The 24,733-nt window shown below is 45.5% G+C and carries 21 protein-coding genes; 12 read left to right on the forward strand and 9 right to left on the reverse strand.

Annotated features, from left to right (window positions below):
• Positions 1-130 precede the first annotated feature (130 nt).
• From ACFI6J_RS10710 to ACFI6J_RS10720, 3 genes are all read right to left on the reverse strand, one after another.
• On the reverse strand, positions 131-1,108 hold the full coding sequence (locus ACFI6J_RS10710) for an alpha/beta fold hydrolase (RefSeq protein ID WP_039231048.1): 978 nt from the start codon (positions 1,106-1,108) through the stop codon (positions 131-133).
• Positions 1,109-1,172: 64 nt separating this feature from the next.
• Positions 1,173-2,534 (reverse strand): ATP-binding protein, encoded by a 1,362-nt coding sequence (locus tag ACFI6J_RS10715; protein ID WP_014948060.1) that lies wholly within the window; start codon positions 2,532-2,534, stop codon positions 1,173-1,175.
• Complete coding sequence (locus tag ACFI6J_RS10720; protein ID WP_039225152.1) at positions 2,534-3,247, reverse strand: response regulator transcription factor; 714 nt, start codon at positions 3,245-3,247, stop codon at positions 2,534-2,536. The genes ACFI6J_RS10715 and ACFI6J_RS10720 overlap by 1 nt, the downstream gene beginning before the upstream one ends.
• Positions 3,248-3,503: 256 nt before the next feature.
• On the opposite strand from ACFI6J_RS10720, the gene ACFI6J_RS10725 reads away from it, so the two are divergent.
• Positions 3,504-4,385 carry a Spy/CpxP family protein refolding chaperone gene (locus tag ACFI6J_RS10725; protein WP_039225068.1) on the forward strand — a complete coding sequence of 294 codons (882 nt, stop codon included), beginning with the start codon at positions 3,504-3,506 and terminating at the stop codon, positions 4,383-4,385.
• 54 nt (positions 4,386-4,439) lie between these two features.
• Here ACFI6J_RS10725 and ACFI6J_RS10730 read toward each other — a convergent pair whose 3' ends face one another.
• Positions 4,440-5,693 carry a flagellar assembly protein T N-terminal domain-containing protein gene (locus ACFI6J_RS10730; protein WP_462586087.1) on the reverse strand — a complete coding sequence of 418 codons (1,254 nt, stop codon included), beginning with the start codon at positions 5,691-5,693 and terminating at the stop codon, positions 4,440-4,442.
• A gap of 5 nt (positions 5,694-5,698) precedes the next feature.
• The gene (locus ACFI6J_RS10735) at positions 5,699-6,448 is read right to left on the reverse strand and encodes a flagellar basal body L-ring protein FlgH (protein ID WP_014948056.1); all 750 of its coding nucleotides are present in this window, start codon (positions 6,446-6,448) and stop codon (positions 5,699-5,701) included.
• Positions 6,449-6,609: 161 nt separating this feature from the next.
• Between ACFI6J_RS10735 and ACFI6J_RS10740 the strand changes: the two genes are divergently transcribed.
• Positions 6,610-7,566: a hypothetical protein gene (locus tag ACFI6J_RS10740; RefSeq protein ID WP_462586089.1), complete on the forward strand. Its 957-nt coding sequence runs from the start codon at positions 6,610-6,612 to the stop codon at positions 7,564-7,566.
• A 53-nt stretch (positions 7,567-7,619) separates the two neighbouring features.
• On the opposite strand, the gene ACFI6J_RS10745 is transcribed toward ACFI6J_RS10740, so the two are convergent.
• Positions 7,620-8,030, reverse strand: coding sequence for a methylglyoxal synthase (locus ACFI6J_RS10745; RefSeq protein ID WP_014948054.1), 411 nt, complete (start codon positions 8,028-8,030; stop codon positions 7,620-7,622).
• Positions 8,031-8,643: 613 nt separating this feature from the next.
• On the opposite strand from ACFI6J_RS10745, the gene argC reads away from it, so the two are divergent.
• The 8 genes from argC to ACFI6J_RS10785 all read left to right on the forward strand — a co-directional run bounded on the left by argC (position 8,644) and on the right by ACFI6J_RS10785 (position 18,876).
• Positions 8,644-9,657 (forward strand): N-acetyl-gamma-glutamyl-phosphate reductase, encoded by a 1,014-nt coding sequence (argC, locus tag ACFI6J_RS10750; protein WP_462586091.1) that lies wholly within the window; start codon positions 8,644-8,646, stop codon positions 9,655-9,657.
• On the forward strand, positions 9,654-10,499 hold the full coding sequence (argB, locus tag ACFI6J_RS10755) for an acetylglutamate kinase (protein ID WP_462586093.1): 846 nt from the start codon (positions 9,654-9,656) through the stop codon (positions 10,497-10,499). The genes argC and argB overlap by 4 nt, the downstream gene beginning before the upstream one ends.
• Positions 10,496-11,407 (forward strand): ornithine carbamoyltransferase, encoded by a 912-nt coding sequence (locus ACFI6J_RS10760; RefSeq protein ID WP_239300316.1) that lies wholly within the window; start codon positions 10,496-10,498, stop codon positions 11,405-11,407. Before argB ends, ACFI6J_RS10760 begins: the two co-directional genes overlap by 4 nt.
• A 37-nt stretch (positions 11,408-11,444) precedes the next feature.
• Positions 11,445-12,656, forward strand: a complete 1,212-nt coding sequence (locus tag ACFI6J_RS10765) for an argininosuccinate synthase (protein ID WP_110289422.1) — start codon at positions 11,445-11,447, stop codon at positions 12,654-12,656.
• Between the two features lie 53 nt (positions 12,657-12,709).
• Complete coding sequence (gene argH / locus ACFI6J_RS10770; RefSeq protein ID WP_462586096.1) at positions 12,710-14,092, forward strand: argininosuccinate lyase; 1,383 nt, start codon at positions 12,710-12,712, stop codon at positions 14,090-14,092.
• 18 nt (positions 14,093-14,110) lie between these two features.
• The gene (argA, locus tag ACFI6J_RS10775) at positions 14,111-15,421 is read left to right on the forward strand and encodes an amino-acid N-acetyltransferase (RefSeq protein WP_075177760.1); all 1,311 of its coding nucleotides are present in this window, start codon (positions 14,111-14,113) and stop codon (positions 15,419-15,421) included.
• A 218-nt stretch (positions 15,422-15,639) separates the two neighbouring features.
• Positions 15,640-17,877 carry a bifunctional diguanylate cyclase/phosphodiesterase gene (locus ACFI6J_RS10780; RefSeq protein ID WP_039225080.1) on the forward strand — a complete coding sequence of 746 codons (2,238 nt, stop codon included), beginning with the start codon at positions 15,640-15,642 and terminating at the stop codon, positions 17,875-17,877.
• Positions 17,878-18,021: 144 nt separating this feature from the next.
• Entirely contained in the window at positions 18,022-18,876 is an 855-nt protein-coding gene (locus tag ACFI6J_RS10785; RefSeq protein ID WP_014948047.1) for an alpha/beta hydrolase family protein, read from the forward strand.
• Between the two features lie 66 nt (positions 18,877-18,942).
• On the opposite strand, the gene ACFI6J_RS10790 is transcribed toward ACFI6J_RS10785, so the two are convergent.
• On the reverse strand, positions 18,943-20,055 hold the full coding sequence (locus ACFI6J_RS10790; RefSeq protein ID WP_462586099.1) for a DUF2855 family protein: 1,113 nt from the start codon (positions 20,053-20,055) through the stop codon (positions 18,943-18,945).
• A gap of 16 nt (positions 20,056-20,071) precedes the next feature.
• Positions 20,072-21,487, reverse strand: coding sequence for an NAD(P)-binding protein (locus ACFI6J_RS10795; RefSeq protein ID WP_462586101.1), 1,416 nt, complete (start codon positions 21,485-21,487; stop codon positions 20,072-20,074).
• Positions 21,488-21,611: 124 nt separating this feature from the next.
• Between ACFI6J_RS10795 and ACFI6J_RS10800 the strand changes: the two genes are divergently transcribed.
• On the forward strand, positions 21,612-22,190 hold the full coding sequence (locus tag ACFI6J_RS10800) for a TetR/AcrR family transcriptional regulator (protein ID WP_462586104.1): 579 nt from the start codon (positions 21,612-21,614) through the stop codon (positions 22,188-22,190).
• A gap of 48 nt (positions 22,191-22,238) precedes the next feature.
• Here the strand turns inward: ACFI6J_RS10800 and ACFI6J_RS10805 are convergent, their stop codons facing one another.
• Positions 22,239-23,714 carry a catalase gene (locus ACFI6J_RS10805; protein WP_462586106.1) on the reverse strand — a complete coding sequence of 492 codons (1,476 nt, stop codon included), beginning with the start codon at positions 23,712-23,714 and terminating at the stop codon, positions 22,239-22,241.
• A 437-nt stretch (positions 23,715-24,151) separates the two neighbouring features.
• Here ACFI6J_RS10805 and ACFI6J_RS10810 point away from each other — a divergent pair, with 437 nt between their 5' ends.
• Positions 24,152-24,679, forward strand: a complete 528-nt coding sequence (locus ACFI6J_RS10810) for a hypothetical protein (protein ID WP_156085837.1) — start codon at positions 24,152-24,154, stop codon at positions 24,677-24,679.
• Positions 24,680-24,733 lie beyond the last annotated feature (54 nt).

The raw sequence follows: 24,733 nt of genomic DNA on the forward strand, positions 1-24,733 counted from the left end.
GTTAACAACTCGTTTATTTTATACCGAAACGCCATTCTTCATCACCCTTGCACACACTTTTATTACCAGTGAAATAGAAAGCGCTGCTCTTAAGTACGATCACCAAACTAAATGTTAGCTGCGGCTGCACTTATGTAGACGAGTCTTCTGTCAAAAAGTCGAGAATACGCGCCACAGAGCGCTCGCGAATGTCGTCAGACTCGGTGAATAGCTCATGGTAAGCGCGGGGCACTATTTCAAGTTTTGCATTTGGCATAAGCTGCGCCACGCGGCGTTGACGGTTATTATCAATAATCGCGTCATCGTCTGCACTTAATACAAGCGAGGGCGTTGTAATAGCGCGTGCGCTACTTTCAATTTTGTTCATAGCCTGATGTGCCGCTGCCAACCACTCTGTAGTCACGCCACCAAGCTGAATATCCTGCTCTTCGTCATACAGTTCACGAAATAGGGCATAGCGGGTTTTGCTGTGGGTGAGCTTATTAAGTGAAAAAGGAAACGCGATATAAGGGGTTTGACCAAAAAAGTACCCCGCATCTTTCTTTTTCATCCTGTTTACCGCAAGGCCTGTGCGAATTAAGCCATTCGCCAACCAATTGGGCAGAGCGGGTTTAATGCCAAACATGGGTGAAGCTAAAACGGCTTTTGAAAACAAATTCGGAAGACGCAGCAGCGTGAGTGCACCAATGGCGCCCCCCATCGAATGGCATACCAGCTGTAACGGGCCTTGCTGCAGTGGCTTTACAATAGTTTCTACGAACATAACGAAGTCATCAACGTAGTCGTCAAAATCGGCAACATAACCATGCTGAGGGTCACGGGTCATCCTGTCTGACAAGCCTTGGCCTCTGTGATCTAAGATGAATACGGCGAAACCATTTTGATAGAGATCGTAAATGAACTCTTTGTACTTTAAATAAGATTCGATTCGACCAGAGCATATTACAATGGTAGCTCGCGGCGATTCTGGGATACAGTGCGCAAAGCGTACCTTGATATTGTCTTTCCCAGAGAAGTGGCCCTGAGTAACACTGTTTTGCCAGAAGGGATTGATATACGTGGCAAAAGTGCTGGCTAAGTTATTTTCAGACGTGAACGTCCAGTTCATAAATACCCTATTACAGTCAAATTGCGCTCTTTGTTAGGCTACGGAGTGCTATCAACGTTCCCAATCATAACTTCGGAAATGACATAGTAACTCGTAGCCCACCGCGCTCAGCAGGTTCAGCGATTATGCGACCATGATGCAACTCAACTGCCGCTTTTGCAATGGATAACCCCAAGCCTACACCACCAGACTCACGCTCTCTGGCAAGAGTTGCCCTGTAAAACGGTGAAAATATACGCTCACATTCCTCAATGGTTAACCCGTCGCCGTCATCTGTAATGTGAATACACCAATGCTGCGCATCTTCGCTAAACGCAATATGCGTGACGAGTTTGCTATGGCGTATGGCATTGCGAAGAACATTCTCGACAGCGCGACAAAACATCATGCTGTCAATGACTACCGTCTTTTTGGGTATATCGTCAATTTTTAGCTGCTTGTTTTTGTTTGCCACTTCAAAGTTAGCGTCGGTAAGCACATCGTTGAGTACTAAAGACAAAGCGTGTTTTTGCATGTTGGCTTCGCCAGCTTCAGCACGACTAAGAGTAAGTAATTGGCTTACCAGCGCTTCCATACGATCAGCCTCCCGCTCAACACGAGATAACGTGGCAGGGTCTACATTTTGCTGATGGGCAAGACCTAGCGCCATTTGCAGTCGCGCTAGGGGTGAACGAAGTTCGTGAGACACATCGGCCAATAATCGCTTTTGTGCGCCCCACATTGATTCGAGCTGTTCAGCCATTTTATTGAAATCGCGCGCCAACTGACCTAACTCATCCTGACGCTTGGCAGCCTTGCCCACCCGCGTTTGCCAGTCGCCGCTTGCTAAACGTTTTGCTGAACCCTGAATGTGCAAAATAGGGTTGGTCAGCGTTTTGGCGAATAGCCAGCTCAAAAGCGTGGTAGTAATAAGTGCAATCGCCAAAAACAGCAGAACCGGAGGAGTTTGCTTTTCGGGCATATCTAGCTTTACCGCAAAAAGCGCAAAGCGTGAATTGTCTCGCTCGAAGAAAACCGGGCCGAGAATTTTGAATGCGCCGCGCTTTACTGCAATCGGGGAGGTTTGATTTACCAAACGCAGTAAATCTTCTTTATCGTTGTCACGAAGCGGAGGGCCTCCACCTGAAATAAGGCGGTTGTCGCGAATATCTACCGCAACCAGTCGACCTCTCACGCCACGTGAATTGCGATCTAGCGTCTCATGTAACGGTAGGTCCTGAAAGCGCCCACGCTGCATCCGCTCAATGGCTTGATTTAAATCTTCTACTTCGCGAGGCTTTATTTGCACAACTTGAAGGTCTTCAAAAAAGAGGCGACTTCCCCAAATGGCCAAAAGCGATGTAACAATGAACGTTGCCCAAAACCACAGAAACAAACGGCCCATGATGGCCCGCGTTGGGCTGATGCTGCGTAACAGTTTTACCATTAATGGCTTCCAACAATTAACATGTACCCTACTCCGCGGATGGTTTTTATTTTTTCATCTACGGCTACTGCACTGATTTTCTTTCGCAGATTGCTAACATGCATATCAATGCTTCTGTCAAAAGCTTGCAGTGGCTTACCGAGTATCTTTAAGCTTATTTCTTCTTTCGTTACCCGCTGAGCGGCATTTAGCATTAGTAAGCGCAAAATTAAAAACTCAGTTGTGGTTAGCGTTAATTCCACATCGTCTACTTTAGCGAGCTGGCTACTTGGGCTTAAAAAGATGCCATTCACAAATAAATCTTGTTCCACCGCTCCTCCCGTTGAGGAAAGATTATGACGACGCACAATCGCTTTTATTCGCGCCACCAGCTCACGATGGTTAAACGGTTTCGGTAAATAATCATCGGCGCCCATTTCCAGACCTAAAATGCGGTCGTAATCATCGCCTCTTGCTGTCAACATAAGTACAGGCGTGCTATGGCTGACACGAAGTTTTTTCAACACATCGAAGCCATCCATCTTTGGCATCATCACATCCAATAAAATAAGATCGTAATGTCGTCCAGATACAGCTTCAGATAACCCTTCTTCGCCGTCGTTACGCACTTGCACTTGATAACCCATACTCGACAGGTACGTGGAGAGCATTTCAGTTAGCTCAAGGTCATCATCAATAACAAGGATAGACTGCAAATGAAAATCTGAACTCATGGTATTAAACTCTTTAACGGTTGGAACTGCTGACCTTTGATTCATGAAAGTGCCTGTAATTTTTATAAACTTCAACCTGCGCTTGTGGTGAGTCTTGTCTAAATTAAACGAAAAACACTGACAAACGCATACTATATCTTTTCAGACCTTTACAATTACAAAACGGCATCACCTTTACAGAAGCTTTACAGTGTGTTGACTGCTTTTTGTATTTATCGCGCTAGGATTAACGTGTCCGAACAAAAAGGAGACGACAATGAAAAAGTTATTAATTGCTAGTGCAACTGTAGCGGCGATTAGCTTAGGGGGACTTGCGTTGGCTCAGCCAGCAGGCCCTGGTATGCGTCACCACGAACCGGTTAAAGAAATTGTTAAACACCTTCGCGGTTTAAGCTTAAGCGACGCACAACGCGAAGAGATAAAAACACTCATAAGCGCATTTAAAGACGCTAACCCTCGACCTGAAAATCACGATAGTGAGAAGCCAAGTTTCGATTTTGAAACTGCTTCTGAGGCACAAATCAGCACCTTTATACAAACTCAACTTGAAGAGCGTGAGTCGAAACACTTTGCGCTTGCGCAACTACGCCACAATATTTTTAACGTGCTAAGTGAAGAGCAGCAAGCGAAAGTCTTGGCACGCGAAGAAAGTAGAGATCAAAAAAGAGCGGCGAGAGGCGATAAGCGACGCAACGCGTCTGACGAGCAAAAGTCACAATTTGCAAAACGTATGGATGATGAAGGCAAAGGCAAAAAATTCCGTGGTCACGGTAAAGGTGAAAGAGGCGACAGAGATCACCAGCGGGATGGCACGCCGTTTAAAGGCATTGACCTGACCGATGATCAGCTGGCAAATCTTGCTGAACTTCGTGAATCATTCAAGGATACATCCAAAGCCAATAGAGAAACGTTGCGAAGCTTCAAGGAAGCCCAGCGCGATCTGATTAGAAGCTCGTCTTTCTCACAAGACTCTTGGAACGCTCTTGTTGCCCAGTACAAAGACGACCTTGTCAGTGCTGGTGTTGAAAAGGCCAAACAGCGCCAGGCCATGTTTGCAGTACTAACGCCTGAACAGCAAGCTGAGTTAAAAGCGCAGCGCGAAGAAGGTCGAAAGCTACGTGACTTACTGCGTTCTTAGTATTCAGTAACACCCTAACCCACCGTAAAAAGTGCTGGCCTTGGCCAGCCTTTTTTATGGCTGGCTTCCAACCTGCTGACTTTCTTTTAAACTACGTTTCGCCGAGAGAGTTAACGGCGTGACAAAGTCACCAATATGTACGCTATCACTACCTGACTCCGCTTTAAGCAAGCTGACGTCATCAGAAACTTCGTACACCTGCAAAGTCAAAGTCTTCGTTGAAAACAGTCCCGGCTTTCTTGATAAGCCCAACGCAGGCAGCGCCCGTTGCTTAACCAATGAAAACTCATCGCCCACGGCTAACCCACTATTTTTACCCAGATCTATAGCAATGTAGTCAGGCGAGATATCAATGACCTGCGCATAAGTCGTTTCGCACTGAAGTGCCGCGTGAATGTCAGTAATAGCAGCGTGTACCGTATTGAGGACCATGCGCCCAAAATCACTGCGCCACAACAAGCTGTTGCTCATATCCACCGAATAATGTTGAGAAAAGGGCCAATCGGCCTCGCTGTGATAGCTATCATTAAAAATCACCTTGGCTTTGAAAGTGTCGAGCACGTAAACCTGAACGGTAAAATTCCGGCGAAGCGCGACACCATCAGTTTCAAATACCGAGGTAGCCTGCGACACCTGTTCGAAAAGAGAAATGTCCTTTACAAACCCGAATACCACGAACTGCTGCCCATATTCACTTCGCAGAAAAGTCGACATAGTCGTTAAATCAATGTCTGACAGACTGGAGGTTAACCAGGTGTTAGCGTTAATAAGAGAAACAGGAATCTGGCTTACATCTCCACTTTGATAAAGACCGTTGAGTTGCTGAGCAAATCGTTGAGACACGTGGCTGCCAAATGAATAGAGCATGCCAGTCGCGGCCTGTTGAGGCGATGTTAAAGGAAATTCGGTCACTAAAATGCGATGGGCAAGTCCGTTGTTAGTGCAATTGAACAGAGGCGTAATGTTTACATTCACCACCACTGTAAGCGCGTCATCTTTGAGTGTTTCGCTTATGATCTCTACTCTTTGAACTCTGCCCTGAGAACGAATTTCGGCTTTGCTGGAAAGGAGTAGCCCGTCTACCGTGATATCCTGCGCGGAAATGGTACTGCCACTGCGAAAAGCCGCATCAGCAATAGCATTTTGTATGGCGCTGGTTCTCACGTCGCTAAGTTCTGCGCCAGCGAGTGCCATCGTAGCTTCACCCTGTACCCATTGAGCCCATGCGTGCTGAGTAACCAAAGAAGGAAGTAGTACCAGCACAGCAGTAAGACTGATGCGTAAGCTTGGCAAAATAGTGCCTTTCATAGCGCTTATCCAAATATTGAAAACAGCTTGCCAATCACTGTTCGCTGCTGATTATCTTGCAGCTCACCCGTACCGCTATACTCAATTAATGCGTTGCCGACTTTTGAAGACAATACGGTATTACTTTCATCCACATCTTTTTTTCTGACCTCTCCTGAAAAGCGAATGTATTCTTTTCCTCTGTTCATCGTTATCCACTTTTCACCCGTTACCAGTAAATTCCCTGCCGGCGTTATTCCCGTAACATACACGGTAATGCTGCCACTCATCGAATTTGACTGCTTAGTTTTAGCAGAGCTGGCGAACTCACTGTCCTGTTCGTGCTCCACCTCAACGTCATCTTCGTCAATTCGAATTCCCCCCACTTTTAGTGTGACGGGAGACAAATCAAAGGATGTGTTTTTATCTGTATTAAAATCGAGCGACTTCTCCGACTGCGTCTGTTCTTCAAGCTTAACTAGAATCATGTCGCCCACTTTGAAGCTTGCGTGGCGTTCATAAAGCCCTACAGAGTGCTCAGGATTAAATAGCGACCCCGTGGGTACATGCAAGGTCGACGTTGGCTCCATCCTAGGGGGGGAGTAACGGGGATCGCCAGGCGACGGCTCTTCCTCAACAGGCTTTACAGCTCGTTGCGACACATTTGGGTTGGTAGGGCTACTTTGAACAACCTGTTCTTCGTCAGTGAGTGTTTGGGCACAACCACCAAGTGTAAAGATTGCGATTAGTGTGTGTATATGGCATCGAACTTTCATGACATTGCTCAGTATTAGTTTTTATGCAGTGTGTAAATTAAGTGCCATCCATGACCTAACGGGAGCAAGTGTAAACGAACAAATTAAAAGAAATCTCGTTCACTTGACTTATTTGCAAAACCTTTACAAATCAAATATATGCCTGCGGGTAAGGGGATGTTATGGCCTTAGAAAACACAACAACTAACACTGCTGAAAATGGCGTCAGCGCACTACTTTCAAAATTTGGTTTACATACTGCTGACATTGAAAATAAATCGGCAAATTCAACAGAAGTAGCCAATGAAGCGGCAACCAGCGGCCAGTCTTTGCCGTCTTTGTTCGCATCGTTACTCGCAATAGAGAATCAACCGAATGAAGCTGATGCAATCGACAGCAAAATATCAGGCGAAGCTAATCTCTCAACACAATCTAATATACTTACCGGCACAGCCAGCGATGTTCAAGGCGCATTATCTTTGCTTTCTGGTACGAGTAGCGTCAATGGGGTTTTATCAGATGATGCAATTGCCACCATGCAAGGCACGCTGTTAAATGCATTGCAAAACGATGTATTTCAATCGCTAGTTACCAACAATGATACGTCCGTAAATGCTACTACTAGCGTTCTGGGAAATGGTGATAGCAACACGGCTGCCAATAATCAAAGTGATACTACTCCAACACTCTTCGATAATTTGTATTCCGGCGCTTTCGGAGACGATGGGCTTGATCTTAAAGACGGATTTGATGCGTTAAACATTGCAAATCACCTACCCATAGTTTCGGATATTTATGAAGCAACCACGTCAAATCACACGGCCGCGGCAGCAAGCTTGGCGGGAAGTTTTTTATATGGCGGAATAGGCGGATTAATGTATAACGCTATCGATTTGACCGTAGAGAATGTGACAGGACAAAGCATCTCAAACAATATGTGGTCGATGGGGCAGTCTTTACTCGCGTCAGTTTTTAGCAATCCAAGCATCGACAGTAAGGTAAGTGCTAATATTTCAGGTGCGCCACAAACGCAGGCGAGTGATGCCACCGCATCTATTCAGACTGATGATATAACCGCCGAAATAACCAACAAGGCAGCAGATGCTGCCTACCAGTTCGTTCAACGAGGTTTCAATTAACCTAAAGACCACCTTCTGCCCACCAAACTACAAGGCCGTTGATTTAACCAATCTTAAAAATTCGGTTTAACTGGCTTGTAGTCGGGTGACAGAAAAAGCGGCGACGTTATTACTAAGTCAGCTGTGGCGGGTGTGCAGGCAACTGGCACATTCCATACCGAACACAGTCGTAGCAGCGCTTTAACATCAGGGTCGTGAGGCGCTGGGTTTAGCGGATCCCAGAAAAAGAAAAGTGCATCTAGCTTGTTCTCAGCGATGAGTGCTCCTATCTGCTGGTCGCCACCAAGCGGGCCACTTTTGTAGCGCGTAACTTCTAGCCCCGTTTCATTGGCAATTAAACCGCCTGTTGTGCCTGTTCCCACTAAATTACACTGTTTGAGCACATCAATGTGCTGCTTAACCCAAGCAAGTAGCTCAGGCTTTTTATGATCGTGCGCAACAAGCGCCAAGGTAAGTTTGCCCATTTTATTTTCCGAGTTAATCCTAACAACCAATACTCACGGCCACTGTCGACATACGGTAACAATTTACCAGCTTTGCATGGTTAGACACTGTAACTAGTCATATCAAGCATTAATGATGAACGACGTGCATTACTGGTAAACATTTCCACTCAACCATATCGTACAGTGAGTATAAATATTCAGTTCTATTGCGTAACTTGTCAACTTACTGTCACAACTATAAATATATTATTAGTTATATTTTTTGTGGCGTAGTCGCCGCAACCACCCAATAAAATATTTATACATTTTTATTGCATAAACATTCAGATTAGATACACTAGTCGACGGTTAAAGCATCCAACTCATAATTTTGAGTTGCGACTTGATAGGAATTGATGATGACACAACCAACTCGCGTTGTTGGTTCAACCACTGGCAACGATAAAGAGTTTACCTCTCCCCTGGCTGGCTACACGATGCATAGCGTACGACGATGCGTGCGCCTTTCTATGCTTTTGCGGTAGCACACTTTTTACCTTTGTAATGTGGTAGCGGTTAGGCAAGGATTTACGCCCAACCAGTTTACAAAGGTAAAAAGTGTTTTTTTTCTCCTTTTATTGAATTTTTGATTATGTACAGCGTTTCGATTATTGGTGCCAGTGGTTACACAGGGGCACAACTTGTTCAGTTAGTTATTCAGCACCCAAAACTAGTATTGGCGGGCACTTATGTGTCTGAGAATAGTAGCGATGCGAGTAAAAATATTGCAGAGCTTCACGGCAACTTGGCTCACGTTAATGCCACACTGACGCCTATTTCGGATGCGGCATTAAAAGAAATGGCTGACGGTGTCGATTTTATCTTTCTTGCCACTCCTCACGAGGCGAGCCACGACTGGATGCCTGTCCTATCTTCGGGCAAAGCCAAAGTGCTCGATTTGTCGGGTGCATTCAGGCTAAAAGACACCAATGTCTTCGAACAGTTCTACGGCTTTCCACATACGCAAGAGCAAAGCTTGGCTCAAGCTGTTTACGGCCTTGCCGAGTGGCACGAAGCGCAAATTGCCTCTGCCGACGTTATCGCTGTGCCGGGTTGCTATCCCACTGCGAGCCTTAGTGCACTTAAACCTCTTGCTCACAATAATTTACTAGATGAAAGCGTACGCCCAGTAATTAACGCTGTTTCCGGCGTATCGGGTGCAGGCAGGAAAGCCAGCCTAAACACCAGCTTTTTTGAGGTTAGCCTGCAAGCATACGGTGTGCTAGGTCACCGCCATACCCCTGAAATTGAAGCTTACTTGGGTACCCCAGTTATCTTTACGCCGCACTTAGGTAATTTTAAAAGAGGAATTTTGGCGACCGTAACCGTTAAGGTTAAAGCTGGTACCACCAGCGCACAACTTGAACAAGCGTACACTGACGCCTATGCTGATAAACCCATTGTGCGTTTGCGCAAGAGTTTTCCAAAAATTGATGACGTTGCTCATACCCCATTTGTTGATCTGCACTGGAAATTAGATGAAGCATCTGGATACGCAGTGATTACCGCTGCAATCGACAACGTAATGAAAGGTGCTGCCTCTCAGGCAATACAGTGCCTTAACATAATGACGAAACAACCAGTAGAGACAGGGTTAGTACTATGAGTGTTTCACCAATTGTAATTAAAGTTGGCGGTGCATTACTCGACGACACCGCCGCAATGACACGTTTATTTCTAAGCGTAAAAGACGTGCAGGCCACACGCCCCGTCGTAGTGGTTCACGGAGGCGGACCATTAGTGGAAACGCTTATGGCGAGTCTTGGTCTTCAAAGCACAAAAATAGATGGCCTTCGGGTTACGCCCGATGAACATATGCCTTATATCTGTGGAGCACTCGCAGGCTCTGCCAATAAGCAGCTATGCGCAGCGGCTTTGGCTTCAGGCTTAACCCCTGTTGGTTTGTCGTTGTTAGACGGCAATATGGTGGTGTGTGAGCCACTAGCTGACCAATACGGCGCAGTGGGCGTACCGTCAACAGCAGATGTATCATTTCTAAAAAGCGTATTAGCCCAGTCAACACTACCGATTATCAGTTCTATTGGTTCAAGCCCACAAGGCAGATTACTAAATGTAAACGCCGACCAAGCCGCAACGGTTATTGCCGAGCTTCTTAACGCTGAACTTTTACTCCTTTCCAATGTTGACGGTGTGCTTGATGGTGACAAATTGCTAATTAGCGAACTTAGCGCTGCAAGCATATCGAAGTACGCAGATGAAGGCGTTATTACCGACGGGATGAAAGTAAAAGTGGATGCGGCACTCGCCTCAGCGGAGAATTTAGGCCGCGCAGTGTATATCGCGAGTTGGGCCGCCGACATCAACGACATTTTAAATAAAAAAACGGGCACGCAAATACTGCCCTCAGCACTGACAAATACACCGTCAAAAAACGCTGATTTACCCCACACCGACTTTACAAAAGGCAATGCCGGAGAAGTACAATGAAACAGGACCTACTAACCTTTGCAGGCTGGACACCCGACGCAATGAAAAACTTGCTGCAATTGGCTGTAGAAATTAAACAAGCCCCAGCAAGTTACAGCAACGTGCTAGCGGGGAAGTCAATTGTTGCCCTGTTTGAAAAGCCGTCTTTGCGAACCCGCGTTAGCTTCGATATTGGTATCAACAAGCTTGGCGGCCACATGGTGTATTTAGATGTGCAGTCGGGCAAATTAGCAGGCCGTGAAGACGCAGTAGACACCGCCGCTAACCTTGCATGTTGGGCTGACGCCATAGTCGCTCGTGTATTTTCTCACGAGACGCTGGAAACCTTTTCTAAGGCAGCAAATGTGCCCGTTATCAACGCATTGTGTGATAAATATCATCCATGCCAAGGCCTTGCCGACTACCTCACAATGTTTGAACGCTTCGGCAAAACCGAAGGTCTTACCATGGCCTATGTAGGCGACGGCAACAATGTAACCCATTCTCTGTTAATTGTTGGGGCGCTGCTAGGTTGCAACCAAGTTGTAGTCACGCCAGAGGGGCACGAAGCGGCACCTGAAATTGTGGCGCAAGCCAAAGCGATTGCCGAGAAAACGGGTGTATCGATTGTTGAAAGCACAGAGCTTAGTGCTGCTAACGGTGCAGACGTTATCTATGCAGATACATGGCTTTCAATGGGTGACGAGACGCCACTTGAAGTGATCAAAGAAAAGTTCATGCCTTATCAGGTAAACGAAGCGTTGATGGAAGCAACCGGTGCTAGCTACGTTATGCACTGCCAACCTGCCCATCGCGATTTAGAAATTACGGGCTCGTTGATTGATAGCGATAAATCGCTATTAATGCAGCAAGCCGAAAATAGAATGCATGGCCAAAACGCCATTCTTACTCAATTACTTAACGCTTAAAAAGACGCCTACAAAGACGCTTAGAAGGATTATTTAGATGCAAAACGTTAAAAAAATCGTGCTGGCCTATTCAGGCGGGCTTGATACATCAGCCATCATTCCATGGCTTAAAGAAAACTATGGCTGTGAAGTTGTCGCGTTTGCAGCAGATGTGGGTCAAGGTGATGAAGAACTAGAAGGTCTTCATGAAAAAGCTATCGCATCTGGCGCAAGCGAATGCCACATTGTTGATTTGAAAGAAGAGTTCGTAAGCGAATATATCTTCCCAACTATCACTACCGGTGCGGTTTACGAAGGTGAATATCTACTGGGTACGTCAATGGCACGTCCGGTTATCGCCAAAGCGCAAGTTGAGATTGCGCGTAAAGTAGGTGCCGACGCACTATGCCACGGCTGTACGGGTAAAGGTAACGACCAGGTACGCTTTGAAAGTACCTTTGCTGCCCTAGCCCCAGACCTTACGGTAATCGCGCCATGGCGTGAATGGGACATGGTAAGCCGTGAAGATCTATTGGCTTATCTAGCTGAGCGCAATATTCCAACCACGGCGTCAGCAACAAAAATTTACAGCCGCGATGCAAACGCATGGCACATTTCACACGAAGGCGGCGAGCTTGAAGATCCATGGCAAGAGCCTACCAAGCAAGTGTGGACCATGACCGTTGATCCTGAAGATGCACCTGATACTCCAGAGCGCGTAACCCTGTCTTTTGACGAAGGTAAACTGACTCATGTTGATGGTGAGGCACTCTCGCCGTATCAAGCGCTAGTTAAACTTAATACTGTTGCTGCGGCGCATGGCGTTGGACGTATCGACATTGTTGAAAACCGCCTTGTTGGTATGAAGTCACGTGGCTGTTATGAAACCCCAGGAGGCACCGTACTGCTTAAAGCGTATAAAGCCCTAGAAACTATGGTGCTAGATAAAGCTGCGCTTAAATACCGTGAGCAGATTGGTCTTGAGTTCTCACACGTGATGTACGACGGCCGTTGGTTCACTGCCCTTAACGATGCACTGCTTGCTGGCGCTGCGTCTTTTGCTAAGAAAGTGACAGGCGATATCGTGGTTAAGCTTTATAAAGGCCAAGCTACGGTTACCCAGCGTAAATCGCCGAACAGCCTTTACTCTGAAGACTTTGCCACCTTTGGTGCTGACGATGTTTACGACCAGAAGCACGCTGAAGGCTTTATCCGCCTGTTCAGCCTTTCAAGTCGTATCGAAGCACTGAAAAAACAAGGTGAACAATAAGCTTTACCTACAATAGTAAAGCTTAAGTCAGAACAGCATTTAAGGAGCATCACATGGCGTTGTGGGGTGGCCGGTTTGAATCCGGTGCAAGTAGTATGTTTAAACAGGTTAACGACTCGCTGCCGTTTGACCAAGTTATGGCAAGCCAAGATATTCAAGGCTCTATCAGTTGGTCGCGTGCGCTGCAAAAAGCAGGCGTATTGACCGTTGATGAACAAGCCCAGCTTGAGTCTGCATTGAGCGAGTTAAAAGCGAAAGCTGATGCAGGTGAATTAGACTTTAACGCATCTAGCGAAGAAGACATTCACAGCTTTGTTGAAGCTGCGCTTATAGAGAAACTTGGCGATATTGGTCGTAAGCTTCATACTGGGCGTAGCCGAAACGATCAGGTTGCCACCGACTTTCGCTTGTGGGTACGTGAACATATTGCCTCACTTCGCGCTGATGTTTTAGGTGTGATCAAATCGCTTCTTAATGCCGCTAGCCGTCATCAAGAAGCGATCATCCCAGGTTACACCCACTTACAGCGTGCACAGCCTATTCACTTTGCACACTGGTGCTTGGCTTACGTTGAAATGCTAAAGCGTGACTTAAGCCGTTTAGACGACTTGAAAGTACGCATGAATCAGTGCCCTTTAGGTTCAGGCGCATTGGCAGGTACTACTTTCCCTGTAGACCGTCACGCCATTGCTGAAGAACTGGGTTTTGATTCTCCATGCCTTAACAGCCTAGACGCTGTGTCGGACAGAGACTTTGTGCTAGAGCTTTTATTTGTAGCCAGCACTAGCATGATGCACTTGTCACGTCTTGCCGAAGACATGATTTTCTATAACTCTGGCGAAGCAGGATTCTTACAGCTTGGCGATAGTGTAACCTCTGGTTCATCGCTTATGCCGCAGAAGAAAAACCCTGATGCGCTTGAATTAATGCGCGGCAAATGTGGCCGTGTGTTTGGCTCATTGCAGGCCCTGCTAGTTACCATGAAAGGCCTTCCTCTTGCGTATAATAAAGACATGCAAGAAGACAAAGAAGGCGCTATCGATACGGTTAATCAGTGGCATATTTGTTTATGTATTGCCAGCGAAGTGCTTGATTCACTGCAGTTAAACGAAGAGCGCTGTCGTGTTGCGGCAACCCAAGGGTTCTCTAACGCCACTGAACTTGCCGATTATCTGGTAGGTAAAGGTGTACCGTTTAGAACAGGCCACGATATTGCAGGACGCGTTGTGCTTCAGGCCATCGACAAAGGCTGTGCCATTGAAGATTTACCACTAAGCGACATGCAGGCGATTTGCGACAAAATTGAAGACGACGTATACCCGGTACTACAGCTAGAGTACGGCGTGAATCAACGCAATATCTTGGGCGGCACCAGCAAAGAAACCGTGACGAAAGCACTGTATCAAGAGCTGGAAAACTTGGATAAGCAAGGGTAGCGACAAGGAACTGCTTAGATGGTATTAGCGCATCATGACGGCATAAAACTGTTTCGCAGTTCACTGCCCTATATTAATGCTCACCAGGGAAAGACCTTCGTTTTGATGTTCGGTGGCGAAGCCATCGAACATCCTAATTTCCCTAATATTATTCACGACATTGCCCTGCTTAACAGCTTGGGCGTGCGCGTGGTCGTAGTGCACGGTGCCCGCCCTCAGATTGATCAGCGCGTAGCCCTTCGCAACATCGAAGGTCGCTTTGAAAGCGGTGTACGCATTACCGACAAACAAACCCTTGAGTGCGTTAAAGATGCCGCCGGCTCGGTACGCTCTCAGGTAGAAGCCTTATTGACTATGGGGCTACCAAACTCACCTATGCACGGCTCGCAAATACGCGTGTGCTCGGGCAACTTGGTCGTTGCCAAACCAATGGGCGTGCGAGGCGGCGTTGATTTTGAAAACACTGGTTTAGTGCGCCGTATTGATACGACCGGCATTAACGATCATTTAAACGATGGCTCAATTGTGCTGCTATCGCCTATGGGCTATTCATCAACAGGAGAAGTTTTCAACTTATCTCACGAAGATGTAGCTACGCAGGCGGCTATAGCCCTTAAAGCTGACAAGCTGATCGTATTTTCGAATTTTGATGGTGTATACAACCGCGAAGGTCGTTTACTTCGCACCATTGAACGCCCTCAACTAGAGCAGTTGATCATGGCAGGCGACATTACCACCGAAGATACGGTGTTAAGTGCCCTTACCACCAGCGTTGCTGCAGGTGTGCCTCGTGCCCACTGCATCAGCTTTGAAAAGGACGGTGCCTTGCTTCAAGAGCTGTTCACTCGCGACGGTACGGGCTCGCTAGTAATGGAACATCATTATGAACAACTGCGTGCAGCGACCATCGAAGATGTGGGCGGTATCTTAAAGCTGATAAAACCACTAGAAGAAAGCGGCGTATTGGTAAAGCGTTCTCGTGAGCGTCTAGAGAACGAAATTAACCAGTTTATAGTGATAGTGCGCGACGGCATGATCATCGCCTGTGCAGCCTTGTATTTATACCCTGAAGACGGCTGTGCCGAGTTAGCCTGCGTGGCAACCCATCAAGACTATCGAGGCAAAAACCGTGGCGAACGGATTTTAGATGAAGTGCGCGCCCGTGCTAAAGAAGCCGGTATTAACAGCATTTTTGTACTGACCACAGTTACCGCACACTGGTTTTTAGAGCAAGGGTTTGAACCTGCTGACATAAGTGCGCTACCTGCCGTGAAGAAAGAGCTGTATAACTTCCAGCGTAACTCTAAAGTATTCACTTTATCGGTATAAGGCCCTACGCACTAAGCTCAATCAATTAAGACGTTTCCTTATTGTTAATTAGTAAGGAAACTTCCCTCTCCTTTTTTTATCATATTGAATATATTAGTGTTATGACTATGTTTATTGCTACCACTAACATTAGCAAAGGGTTATATTAAACCATTCACTCCCGTGAATTATTTGCAACACTCTAGTATTGAACTTATTTAAACGTCAGCGGTTTACTAGTGATTTCTCGAACAATAAGAATTTTAAAACACTATCTTTTAGTTGATGAAGATAACCTAAGAACCACCGATGCTGACGTGTGGCGCCTCAGTGTGCTGCGCACTATTCTGCTCATTGGCGTTGTCCTTACCTCGGCCATCGTGGCGCACTCTTCATATACTGCGTATGTACAGGAACTTTATTATGTTATGTACTTAACGCTGGGCTTCACTGCCTTTCTCTTCGCCACACTTTCGATAGGCTTGAAGCATATAAAGATCGCTTCTGCTTGCTTAGTCTTAGCGGTAGTTGGAGCCTCTCTGTGCATACTCTTCTTCACAATAGACTTAGAATCAGCGCGTTATGGCTTACTTTTGCTGTTTACGCTGCCTATTATTATTCGAGTTTTGTATGGGGTGAAAGCATCCATTGCGACCATGCTGTTCAATCTCATTCCGTATTATTTACTGCTGAACAATACGCAAGTATCTCCTTTGTTCGGCATTGATATTACATTGCCGGATACCCACACGTATTTAGCATCGTTAATTTTCCTGTTTTTCAATTTCTGCATTCCAATGGCTGTACTGCGGGTCATGTCGTCATTAGAAAAACAGTCTGAGCACAATTTATTACAAAGCAAAAAGCTTAATAAACTTGTTAGCCGTTATCAGGAAATTTTTAACAATGGTGGTACACCGTCTTTCTTTTGTGACGAACAAGGACGCATAATTCAGGCTAACAAGGCTGCAAGAGCGCTAGTCAAAAAGTACCGCCCAGAAAGTGAATATATTCAAGATCTCTTCTCTTTATCTCACCCCATTACAAAGGGCGTAAATCAACACGCTTCCATTTTTAACGCACCCGAACGAGAATTTAAGCTTCAACCTGCTAGCCTTGAGCATCACAAAAAACAACTTATCCACTGCCATGATATATCCGCCAATAAGAAAAGCTTGATGGAGTTTGATGCATTCAAGAAGCAGCAGTATGAGAAGCACTATTTTAATGAACTAACGGGACTGAAAAACCATCACTTTTGGAAAATAGCGGAGTCGAGCGAGAGTATTTTAAATCGACATATTGTCCTGCTGAAACTGGCTAACCTCAGAGAAGTAAACCTGCAATACGGTTACAGTCAAGGTGACCAGCTGCTTTTAAGCGTAGCGTCACTTTTACAAAGCGAATTTACAAATGATGTCTCGGTATACCAATTCCCTGGCGCTAAATTCTTATTTACCGTAAACGGCAAACATCTTTCAACACAAAGTATAGAACATTATCTTGAGCGTCGATTGCCCACCAGCATGGTTATCAACTCAGCGCGAGGCACTGTAGAACATATGCTGAAATGGCGAGCGGGGCATTATCATGCCAGTCGTGAAATTAGTTTAGATGCGGCCGCCGAGTGCTGCGCAATAGCGCTAAGCCAAAGCGATGAATTTGCGCCGTACATCTCATTTAGTATCAATACGGTGAAAACTATTCGAGAAAATACGCAACAAAAAGATAAGGTAAAGGCCCTTCTTGATAATGGGTGTCTTGCTTTGTATTTGCAGCCTCAGGTGTCGCTCCATGGCGTTACGGTGGGCTACGAAGTGCTGGCAAGATTGAAAGAGCCAAAGTCTGGTACCGTTCTTCAACCATTTCAGTTTTTGCCTTTGGTTGAGGAAAACAAATGGGAAGTACTGTTCACGCAAAAAATTATCGATGGCACCTTGGCACTTTTAGACAAGTGGCCTAGCAACCTACCCAAGGTCCCCCTAGCGATTAACTTATCGGGGCCAGAATTACTTAGCGACCTCTTTTATGAAAAGCTATTACGTCGCTTCTCAGAGAGCCCTGAGCTTGGAGCACGCCTTAAATTAGAGCTAACAGAGACGTCTGTATTAGCCAGCCATTACGAGACTAAGCGACGCCTAACGTCGTTAGCCAATGTAGGAGCAACCATTATTATTGACGACTTCGGCACTGGTCACGCATCACTTTCCCAGCTTATTGATATGTCTGCTAGCGTTATAAAGGTAGATAGAGAGTTTGTAGAAAGGGTGGAAACGTCTGAACGACATCGCAAGATTGTTAAGATGACTCTAGACCTCGCTAAGAGTTTAGACATGCAGACCATTGCCGAAGGGGTAGAAACACAGGCACAGCTGCGTGTACTTAAAGACATGGGTTTCAATATTTTCCAAGGATATTTATTTGGAAAACCGGCTCCTATTGAGCATTGGGTTAAGACGGCAAAAGCACGCGCATAAAAACATGAAAATCGCGACTTGCGTTCAACATGTGTAATTATCAGAAATTGAAATAGTCGTACTATTGCAAATCTTAACAATCGGCGCTTTACTGGTATGACCAGAAGCGTAACGAAAACTAAGGTATGCCTTGTGAGCAAGACGATGACAAAGGACATTCAAGTAACCTGTGAAGATGGTACTCATCTAGCAGCTTCACTTTTCACTCCACATTCCCCCGCTAAAGCTGCAGTTATGATTGGCCCTGCAACGGGTATAAAACGGCAATTCTACAGCGCTTTTGCCGCCTATTTATGTGAACAAGGCTTTGGTGTTATCACCTTCGATAACAGAGGTATTGGCGGTTCGGTAAAAAGCAGCGTTAAAGAAAGCGATGCGTCGTTGGTAACATGGGGCGAGCAAGATATGCCAGCGGTGCTAGAGACATTGAAAATTCATTTCCCTAACGTCCCCTACTTTCTTGTTGGTCATAGTGCAGGTGGTCAGCTGCTGGGTTTGATGCATAATGTGCACGACCTTACTGCCTTTTGTAATTTTGGTAGCTCTTCGGGCAGTCTGAGAAACATGCGTAAAAGCTATTTGCTAAAAGCCCATTTCTTCATGAATTTCTACATTCCCGTGAGTAATTTACTGTTCGGCCATACTAAATCTCAGTGGGTCGGCATGGGAGAGCCACTACCTAAAAAAGTGGCCCGTCAGTGGCAAAAATGGTGTAACGGTAAAGGCTACGTAAAAACAGGCTTTGGCAGTGATGTTAACGAGCATCACTACGACACCATTCAGATACCTTCTAAATGGCTGCTCGCCAATGACGACGATATTGCTAATATTCATAACGTTCACGATATGATTAGCGTTTTCCCCAATATGGAAGCAGAAGTTGAGGAGCTAGATCCACAGGCCTACAACGTAAAAGAAATAGGTCACATGAAGTTTTTCTCCCGTAAATGTCAGCATTTATGGCCTAAGGTCACCAATTATTTTAATCAGTATGTGTGATATTACCCTCGAGCGAGCGCTTTTTATCAAAGCGCTCGAACTCAATATGGGCGCTCTGGTTACGCGCTAAGCAAGTGTGTATATTCTTCCTTCATTTGAAGGAATGAGGCCTTGCTGATGTTCGCTAAAGTCATCTTGTAGAGCGCTCAAACCTTCACGCTCTTTAACGTTTAACCAACCGGCGCTCCACACAATGGCTTTTGATACAAACCCGCTACTTAACTTCTGGTACTCAGCAACCCCAATCTCAGACATACGCTGCTGTATATGAGCAGGAGCAAAGAAGAACTCCTCATCGCTTGACGGCTTAATGTCCTGCCAGTGAGTAAGCCCTACGCTGATGTATCTTGTTAGGTGTTCACCAAGTTTATGTTTGATGGATGCTTTGACCTGAGCATTACCTGACATGTCGACCACAACAGTGCTTTTCAGTTGCAACATGTCCAGCTGTTCATAACCAATAACGGCGCCGTATACACCCAATGCTTCTAGTGATGCAACACGCTTTTCAGAGGTTACACCTATTGCGTTAATACCGGCTTCTTTAAACGCAAAAACAAGCCCTAAACTGGTTTTGCTTGAAGCACTTAATACTAATAACTGCTCTCTTTGTGCCCCAGGTATAGCATCGACCACTTCTGATAAACAAAAGGACGTTGCGTAAAGCGGCCACAGCAACATCTGAAAGTTTTCTTGCTCGTGCTGCTTAGTGCTTATTTCAGCGTTAGCGTGGGCCGTTAGTGAAGGAAGTGGTCGGTAGACATTATACCCTTGGGGCAACTTCAAACGATGAGGGCTACAGTCTATTAAATTGTTGTTTGTCACCGTAGTGTTAGCCATAACCAAATATTCAGCGGGCGGGAAATAACCAAGGAAACGACTTCCTACTTCTACCGCATCGTTGTTAGAGCTAATTACTTGACCCACGCCCCATACCGGAATAACACCCCAGTTTTCGTTACTACTTGTATTAATGGGTGGAAAAAACTGCCAATAACCAAGCTTGTCACCCACCATATAATAGGTCAAGTTATTGGCAGTAAACGCGAACCTTTCAATTTTGATTACTACGTTTTTTGCCTTTCCAGCACCCTCTGTCTGCGCGTTATCAGGGCTATCAACTGTTTGCATTATCCGAAAGCGATTTGGGTTCGTTTTGTCTATTTGAAACTGTTTCATCGATATTTATAACCTTTTAAAGCTGTCCGCTCGCTTTTAAGCTGTGTATGTAAGTCATCAGCTTTTGCATGGCCGGTGCCGCTGCTTGCTTCAATCGCCCTAACACCTGCATTTTTTGCATATCGTCTTTTGCCACGCCGTGTACTATTTTTGAAAAGCCATCTAGTCGACAATGGTAAATCCACGCTTTAAGCGCTGGGTCTTCACCCCAAATTTGCATGTTTCGTAACATTGCTGCAGTCATTGGTAACCAATCGATGTCGCGATTAGGCAGCGGGACCACTTGTGTCAGCATCTGCTTTTGTTGTTCATCGCTGTAGGCCGCCTCAACGTGAGCAATAAGCGCCGCACTAAAAACAGGTTGATAGGCACGCACTGTTTGAGGGGTGATGGTGTCGCCATCAAACACCGCTTTCATCTCTAAATTAGTAAGTGCAGAAGCTGAGCAGTCAATAACCAACGCGTTATCTGGCATACTCCACGTTGTATCTTCAAATCTGAGCTTATCGCGGCTGATATGTTTAACCCGACCTTGTCTAACGACAGATGGTAGAGTTTGTAAGGCTTTAAGCTCTAATTCGCTCACCGTTGCGCCGTGAAACATACTGGGTCTTACTTTCTTATCAATACGCAGTAAAACGCCCCGCTCTTCTAGTTTGTCGAACATATCCTCGATGGAACTTGACGCAGCGATAGCTTCCATTTGGTTTGCTTGTGCCCCAATAGAGTCAAAGAAGAATTCATCTAAAGGCTGGGTATTTTTCCGGTTCAGTAACCATGCATCTCGCGATACTACCCAGTGGATATTATGCGGGGCGACGTGATTTTCAAGTAGCCATAGGCAGGTATCAATACCCGTTTTACCCCCACCAACAACAACATAGTTGTTAAAGCCTTCGATATTTTCAACTACTGTATTAACCGGCGTAAATGCAACGTCGTCATCGCGGGTAAAGCTAGGTGTATGAGTAAGCGGAATATTAGTGTTTAGATAAGTGGCATCAACGATTTTCTTGTTAACCATAACGTTATAGTGCTTGCCATTTAACGTAGAAAGAAACTGTTTATTGCCCTTGTATTCGCAAAGCGGGTAATACTGCACACGGTTTGAAGATAAAAATGTTTCGTTCATTACGGCATCGAAATACGCACTCACTTCTTGCCCTGAAGCTAATCCCATTAGGCCTTCATTCAATCCTGTTTTATCAATAACGCCACGATTTAACTCTTTTGAACACACGCCGTAAAAAGCAGAAGGCTGGTGAAGAGTGACAAAGGGATAAGCATAGTTCCAATGCCCTCCGGGCTTCGCATTTTTATCTATAATCAAAATGTTAGCGTTAGTTTCGTGAAGTAGTACGTCAGCAAAAGCCATCCCTACCGCGCCAGCACCAACAATTAAATAATCGCAGGTTAATTGCTCAGTTTTCATATATAGTGTCCTTATGAACAACCTGCGGGCAGGCAGGTTAAGTGTTAAACCAAGAGATATAACGGCGTTATAAAACCACTTTACATAACGGTGTTATATTGCGCAACATGTAAATGATGTGTAAATGAAAAAAGATACGCGACAAAAGATCTTAGACGCTGCCTCAGCACTGTTTTTGAAAGGCGGAACGAATGCACTTAGCGTGCGTGCCATTGCTGACGGTGCGGGTATGTCAACGATTGGCATCTATAGCCATTTCAAAGGTAAGCAGGGTATTTTAGATGCGCTCTACATCGAAGGTTTCGAATTAGTTGAGCGTGAAATGTTGGCATCCGATGGCAATACTGCGGCAGAAAAAGTGATTAATGGATGCGAGCGTATTTTAACGTTTTCAGAAACTCATGCGGCCCATTATCGACTAATTTTTGCTTCTAATTTGAAAGACTATACGCCATCAGATGAAGCTATCGAGGCAGGTGAAAAAGCCTTTATCACGCTAACTAAGCTTACCGCTGCGTTAATTAAAAAAGATCTGTCTGTTGAAGAAAAGCAAGATGTAGCTATGCAAGTATGGGCACTAAATCATGGTTATATTACGTTGAATCAGCACGAAATTAGCAACCGTATTACTTGGAACAATTGGAAAGAACGCGCACTTCAGGCCATTCGCTTGCACGTTTACGCCCTAGTCGCTACCCAGTAAAAAAGGGGTCAGAGTACATTTTAATAAAGTACTCTGACCCCATTTACTCTATTTGCTGGCTACTGCTTTTCTCACACGAGCACCATAATCGCTGTCGGCTAAATCGTATTGAACGAACATTGCCTCTTGAACGTCCTTAGTAGCTTGGCTTAGGCCGTCAGCAATGTTGTTTACCAGCTGTTGTTTTTGATCTTCACTCATAATGCGGTAAAGATCACCGGCCTGTGAGTAGTTATCTTCGTCACGGTTATCGTAAATATCTAACCATGCGTCTTGCTCTAGCGGCATAGGCGGCTCTTGAACCTCTGGTGCTTCAGCCGGCTCACCAACTCGCGCGCGATTATTTGGATAGAAGTTGGCTCCACTTCCTGCAAGTGCTGGGTTAATTCCCGCAAAGGCTCCATCTCTTTGATAATTGTGCACTGGACAACGCGGCGCGTTTACCGGTATTTGGTTGTAGTTTGCACCAATACGGTATCTGTGCGCATCTTGATATCCAATTAGTCGCGCTTGAAGCATTCTGTCTGGCGACGCACCAATACCCGGTACCAAATTGCTCGGCGCGAACGCGGCTTGCTCAGTTTCTGCAAAGTAGTTATCAACATTACGGTTTAACTCCAACTGCCCTACTTCAATTAATGGAAAGTCGCTGTGCGGCCACACCTTCGTTAGGTCAAACGGATTAATGTGGTAATTACGCGCTTCCTCTTCATTCATAATCTGCACATTTACGGTCCACGATGGAAATTCGCCGTTATCAATGCTTTCGACCAAGTCTTGCTGAGCGCCATAAGCAGGCATCTTTGCCGCTTCTTCGCTAGTTAGCGTTTTAATACCTTGGTTAGTTTTAAAGTGCCATTTCACCCAATAGCGTTCGCCTGCGTTATTCCAGAAACTCAACGTATGAGAGCTATAGCCATTCACATGGCGATATGAAAGTGGAATACCGCGATCAGACATCAAGATTGTCGATTGGTGTAATGACTGAGGGTTGTTCGCCCAAAACTCATACACGGCCTGCGGATCCGGCAAATTCGTACGCGGGTTTTTCTTTTGACTGTGAATGAAGTCAGGAAACTTGATGCCATCTCGTAAGAAGAATACCGGAGTATTATTTCCTACCATGTCCCAGTTTCCCTGTTCGGTATAAAACTTCACTGAGAAACCACGAGGATCACGGGCATAGTCACTTGAATCCTGACCACCACCTACGGTAGAAAAGCGCAAAAACACGCCGGTTTTTTGCCCCTCTTTTTGCAGAAAGTCTGCAATAGTGTAGTCAGATAAGCTCTTAGTTAGCGTAAAGGTGCCATATGCAGCACTGCCCCTTGCGTGAACTACACGCTCTGGAATTCGCTCGCGGTTGAAGTGCGCAAGCTTCTCAAACAAATAATGGTTGTCGAACGTAACCGGCCCGCGTGGCCCCGCTGTTCGACTCTGATTATCATTGGCAACGGGCGCACCATTGCTAGACGTTAGCGTAGTAGGTTTTATAGCTGCACCTGAAAATGGACACTTACTCATTGCGAATTCCTTCTGTTTATTTCTCACCGATTTTTAGTCTTACTAAAATTGGGTGTCAGTGTGTGATTAAAGAAATGGTGTTAATCACGCTTTTCGTTTAAACAGATAGTCGCTGATTTAATAAAACAATTAAAACGAACAAAATAGATAGTTATAATCGTAATTACTGAATCATTGTCCAAAATTGGTTTCATGCTTAGAATGCATTGATGTGGTGTTATCGAGACAACGAATACGCGAGGCTTTTTATGTCGCTGTATTTAATGTCAGGTAAGCGTTAAGCGGCGTCTCTCCTGTTATTAAGCCAGCACCAGAACGCTTTAAGGCCACAGTACATTTGTCTCTCTGCGTATTACTTTTTTGCAATGAAAGTCTAGCTTTGACCTTTGTCCGTAACTAAAGAGACAAACGTTTGTCTAATGCTAAGGGCTTGAGACATGGCAAAGCCACTCATCTTCATTACTGGTTTTTTAATGCTGTGCATTATCACTTTTGCGTCTTGGAAAACCTTTGAAGCATTAAGCCATTTCAACGATAAAAATAACGAGCTTTCTTTTATGGGCAGCTCAGGATGGCAGTGGCACAACAAATCACAGGGGCTTCAAATAAAACGAGTCGATGGCTATTTGCCTGCGCTGAGAAAAGTATCTAAGAGCAAAGAATATGCTTCGCTCATTACTATTACAGAAAGCGGCAGCTATCGCGGCTTTGTGTTTTTCGGCCAAGATTGTGAAGAAGGCGCTATTGTCTATGAGAAAGTAACTTACGCCGATACCAAATCACCACAAATTGAAGTGTTGCACTGCCTTCATGGAAAGCTGGTGTACATAAAAAATTGGCCGGCAGTACCCACTGAACGCTGGCGAGGTCGTGTGGGCAATTTTGAATTTAATGAAGCTTTGAATGAGTGGGATTTCACACCACTTCAAAAAGCCTATCTAAAGAGTGTTGCAGAGCTCATCTGAAAATTGGGGTCAGAGTACTTTTTTAAGCTACCGGGCCAGAGTAGGTTCTGACCC

Source organism: Alteromonas sp. G4i13 (assembly GCF_054960505.1).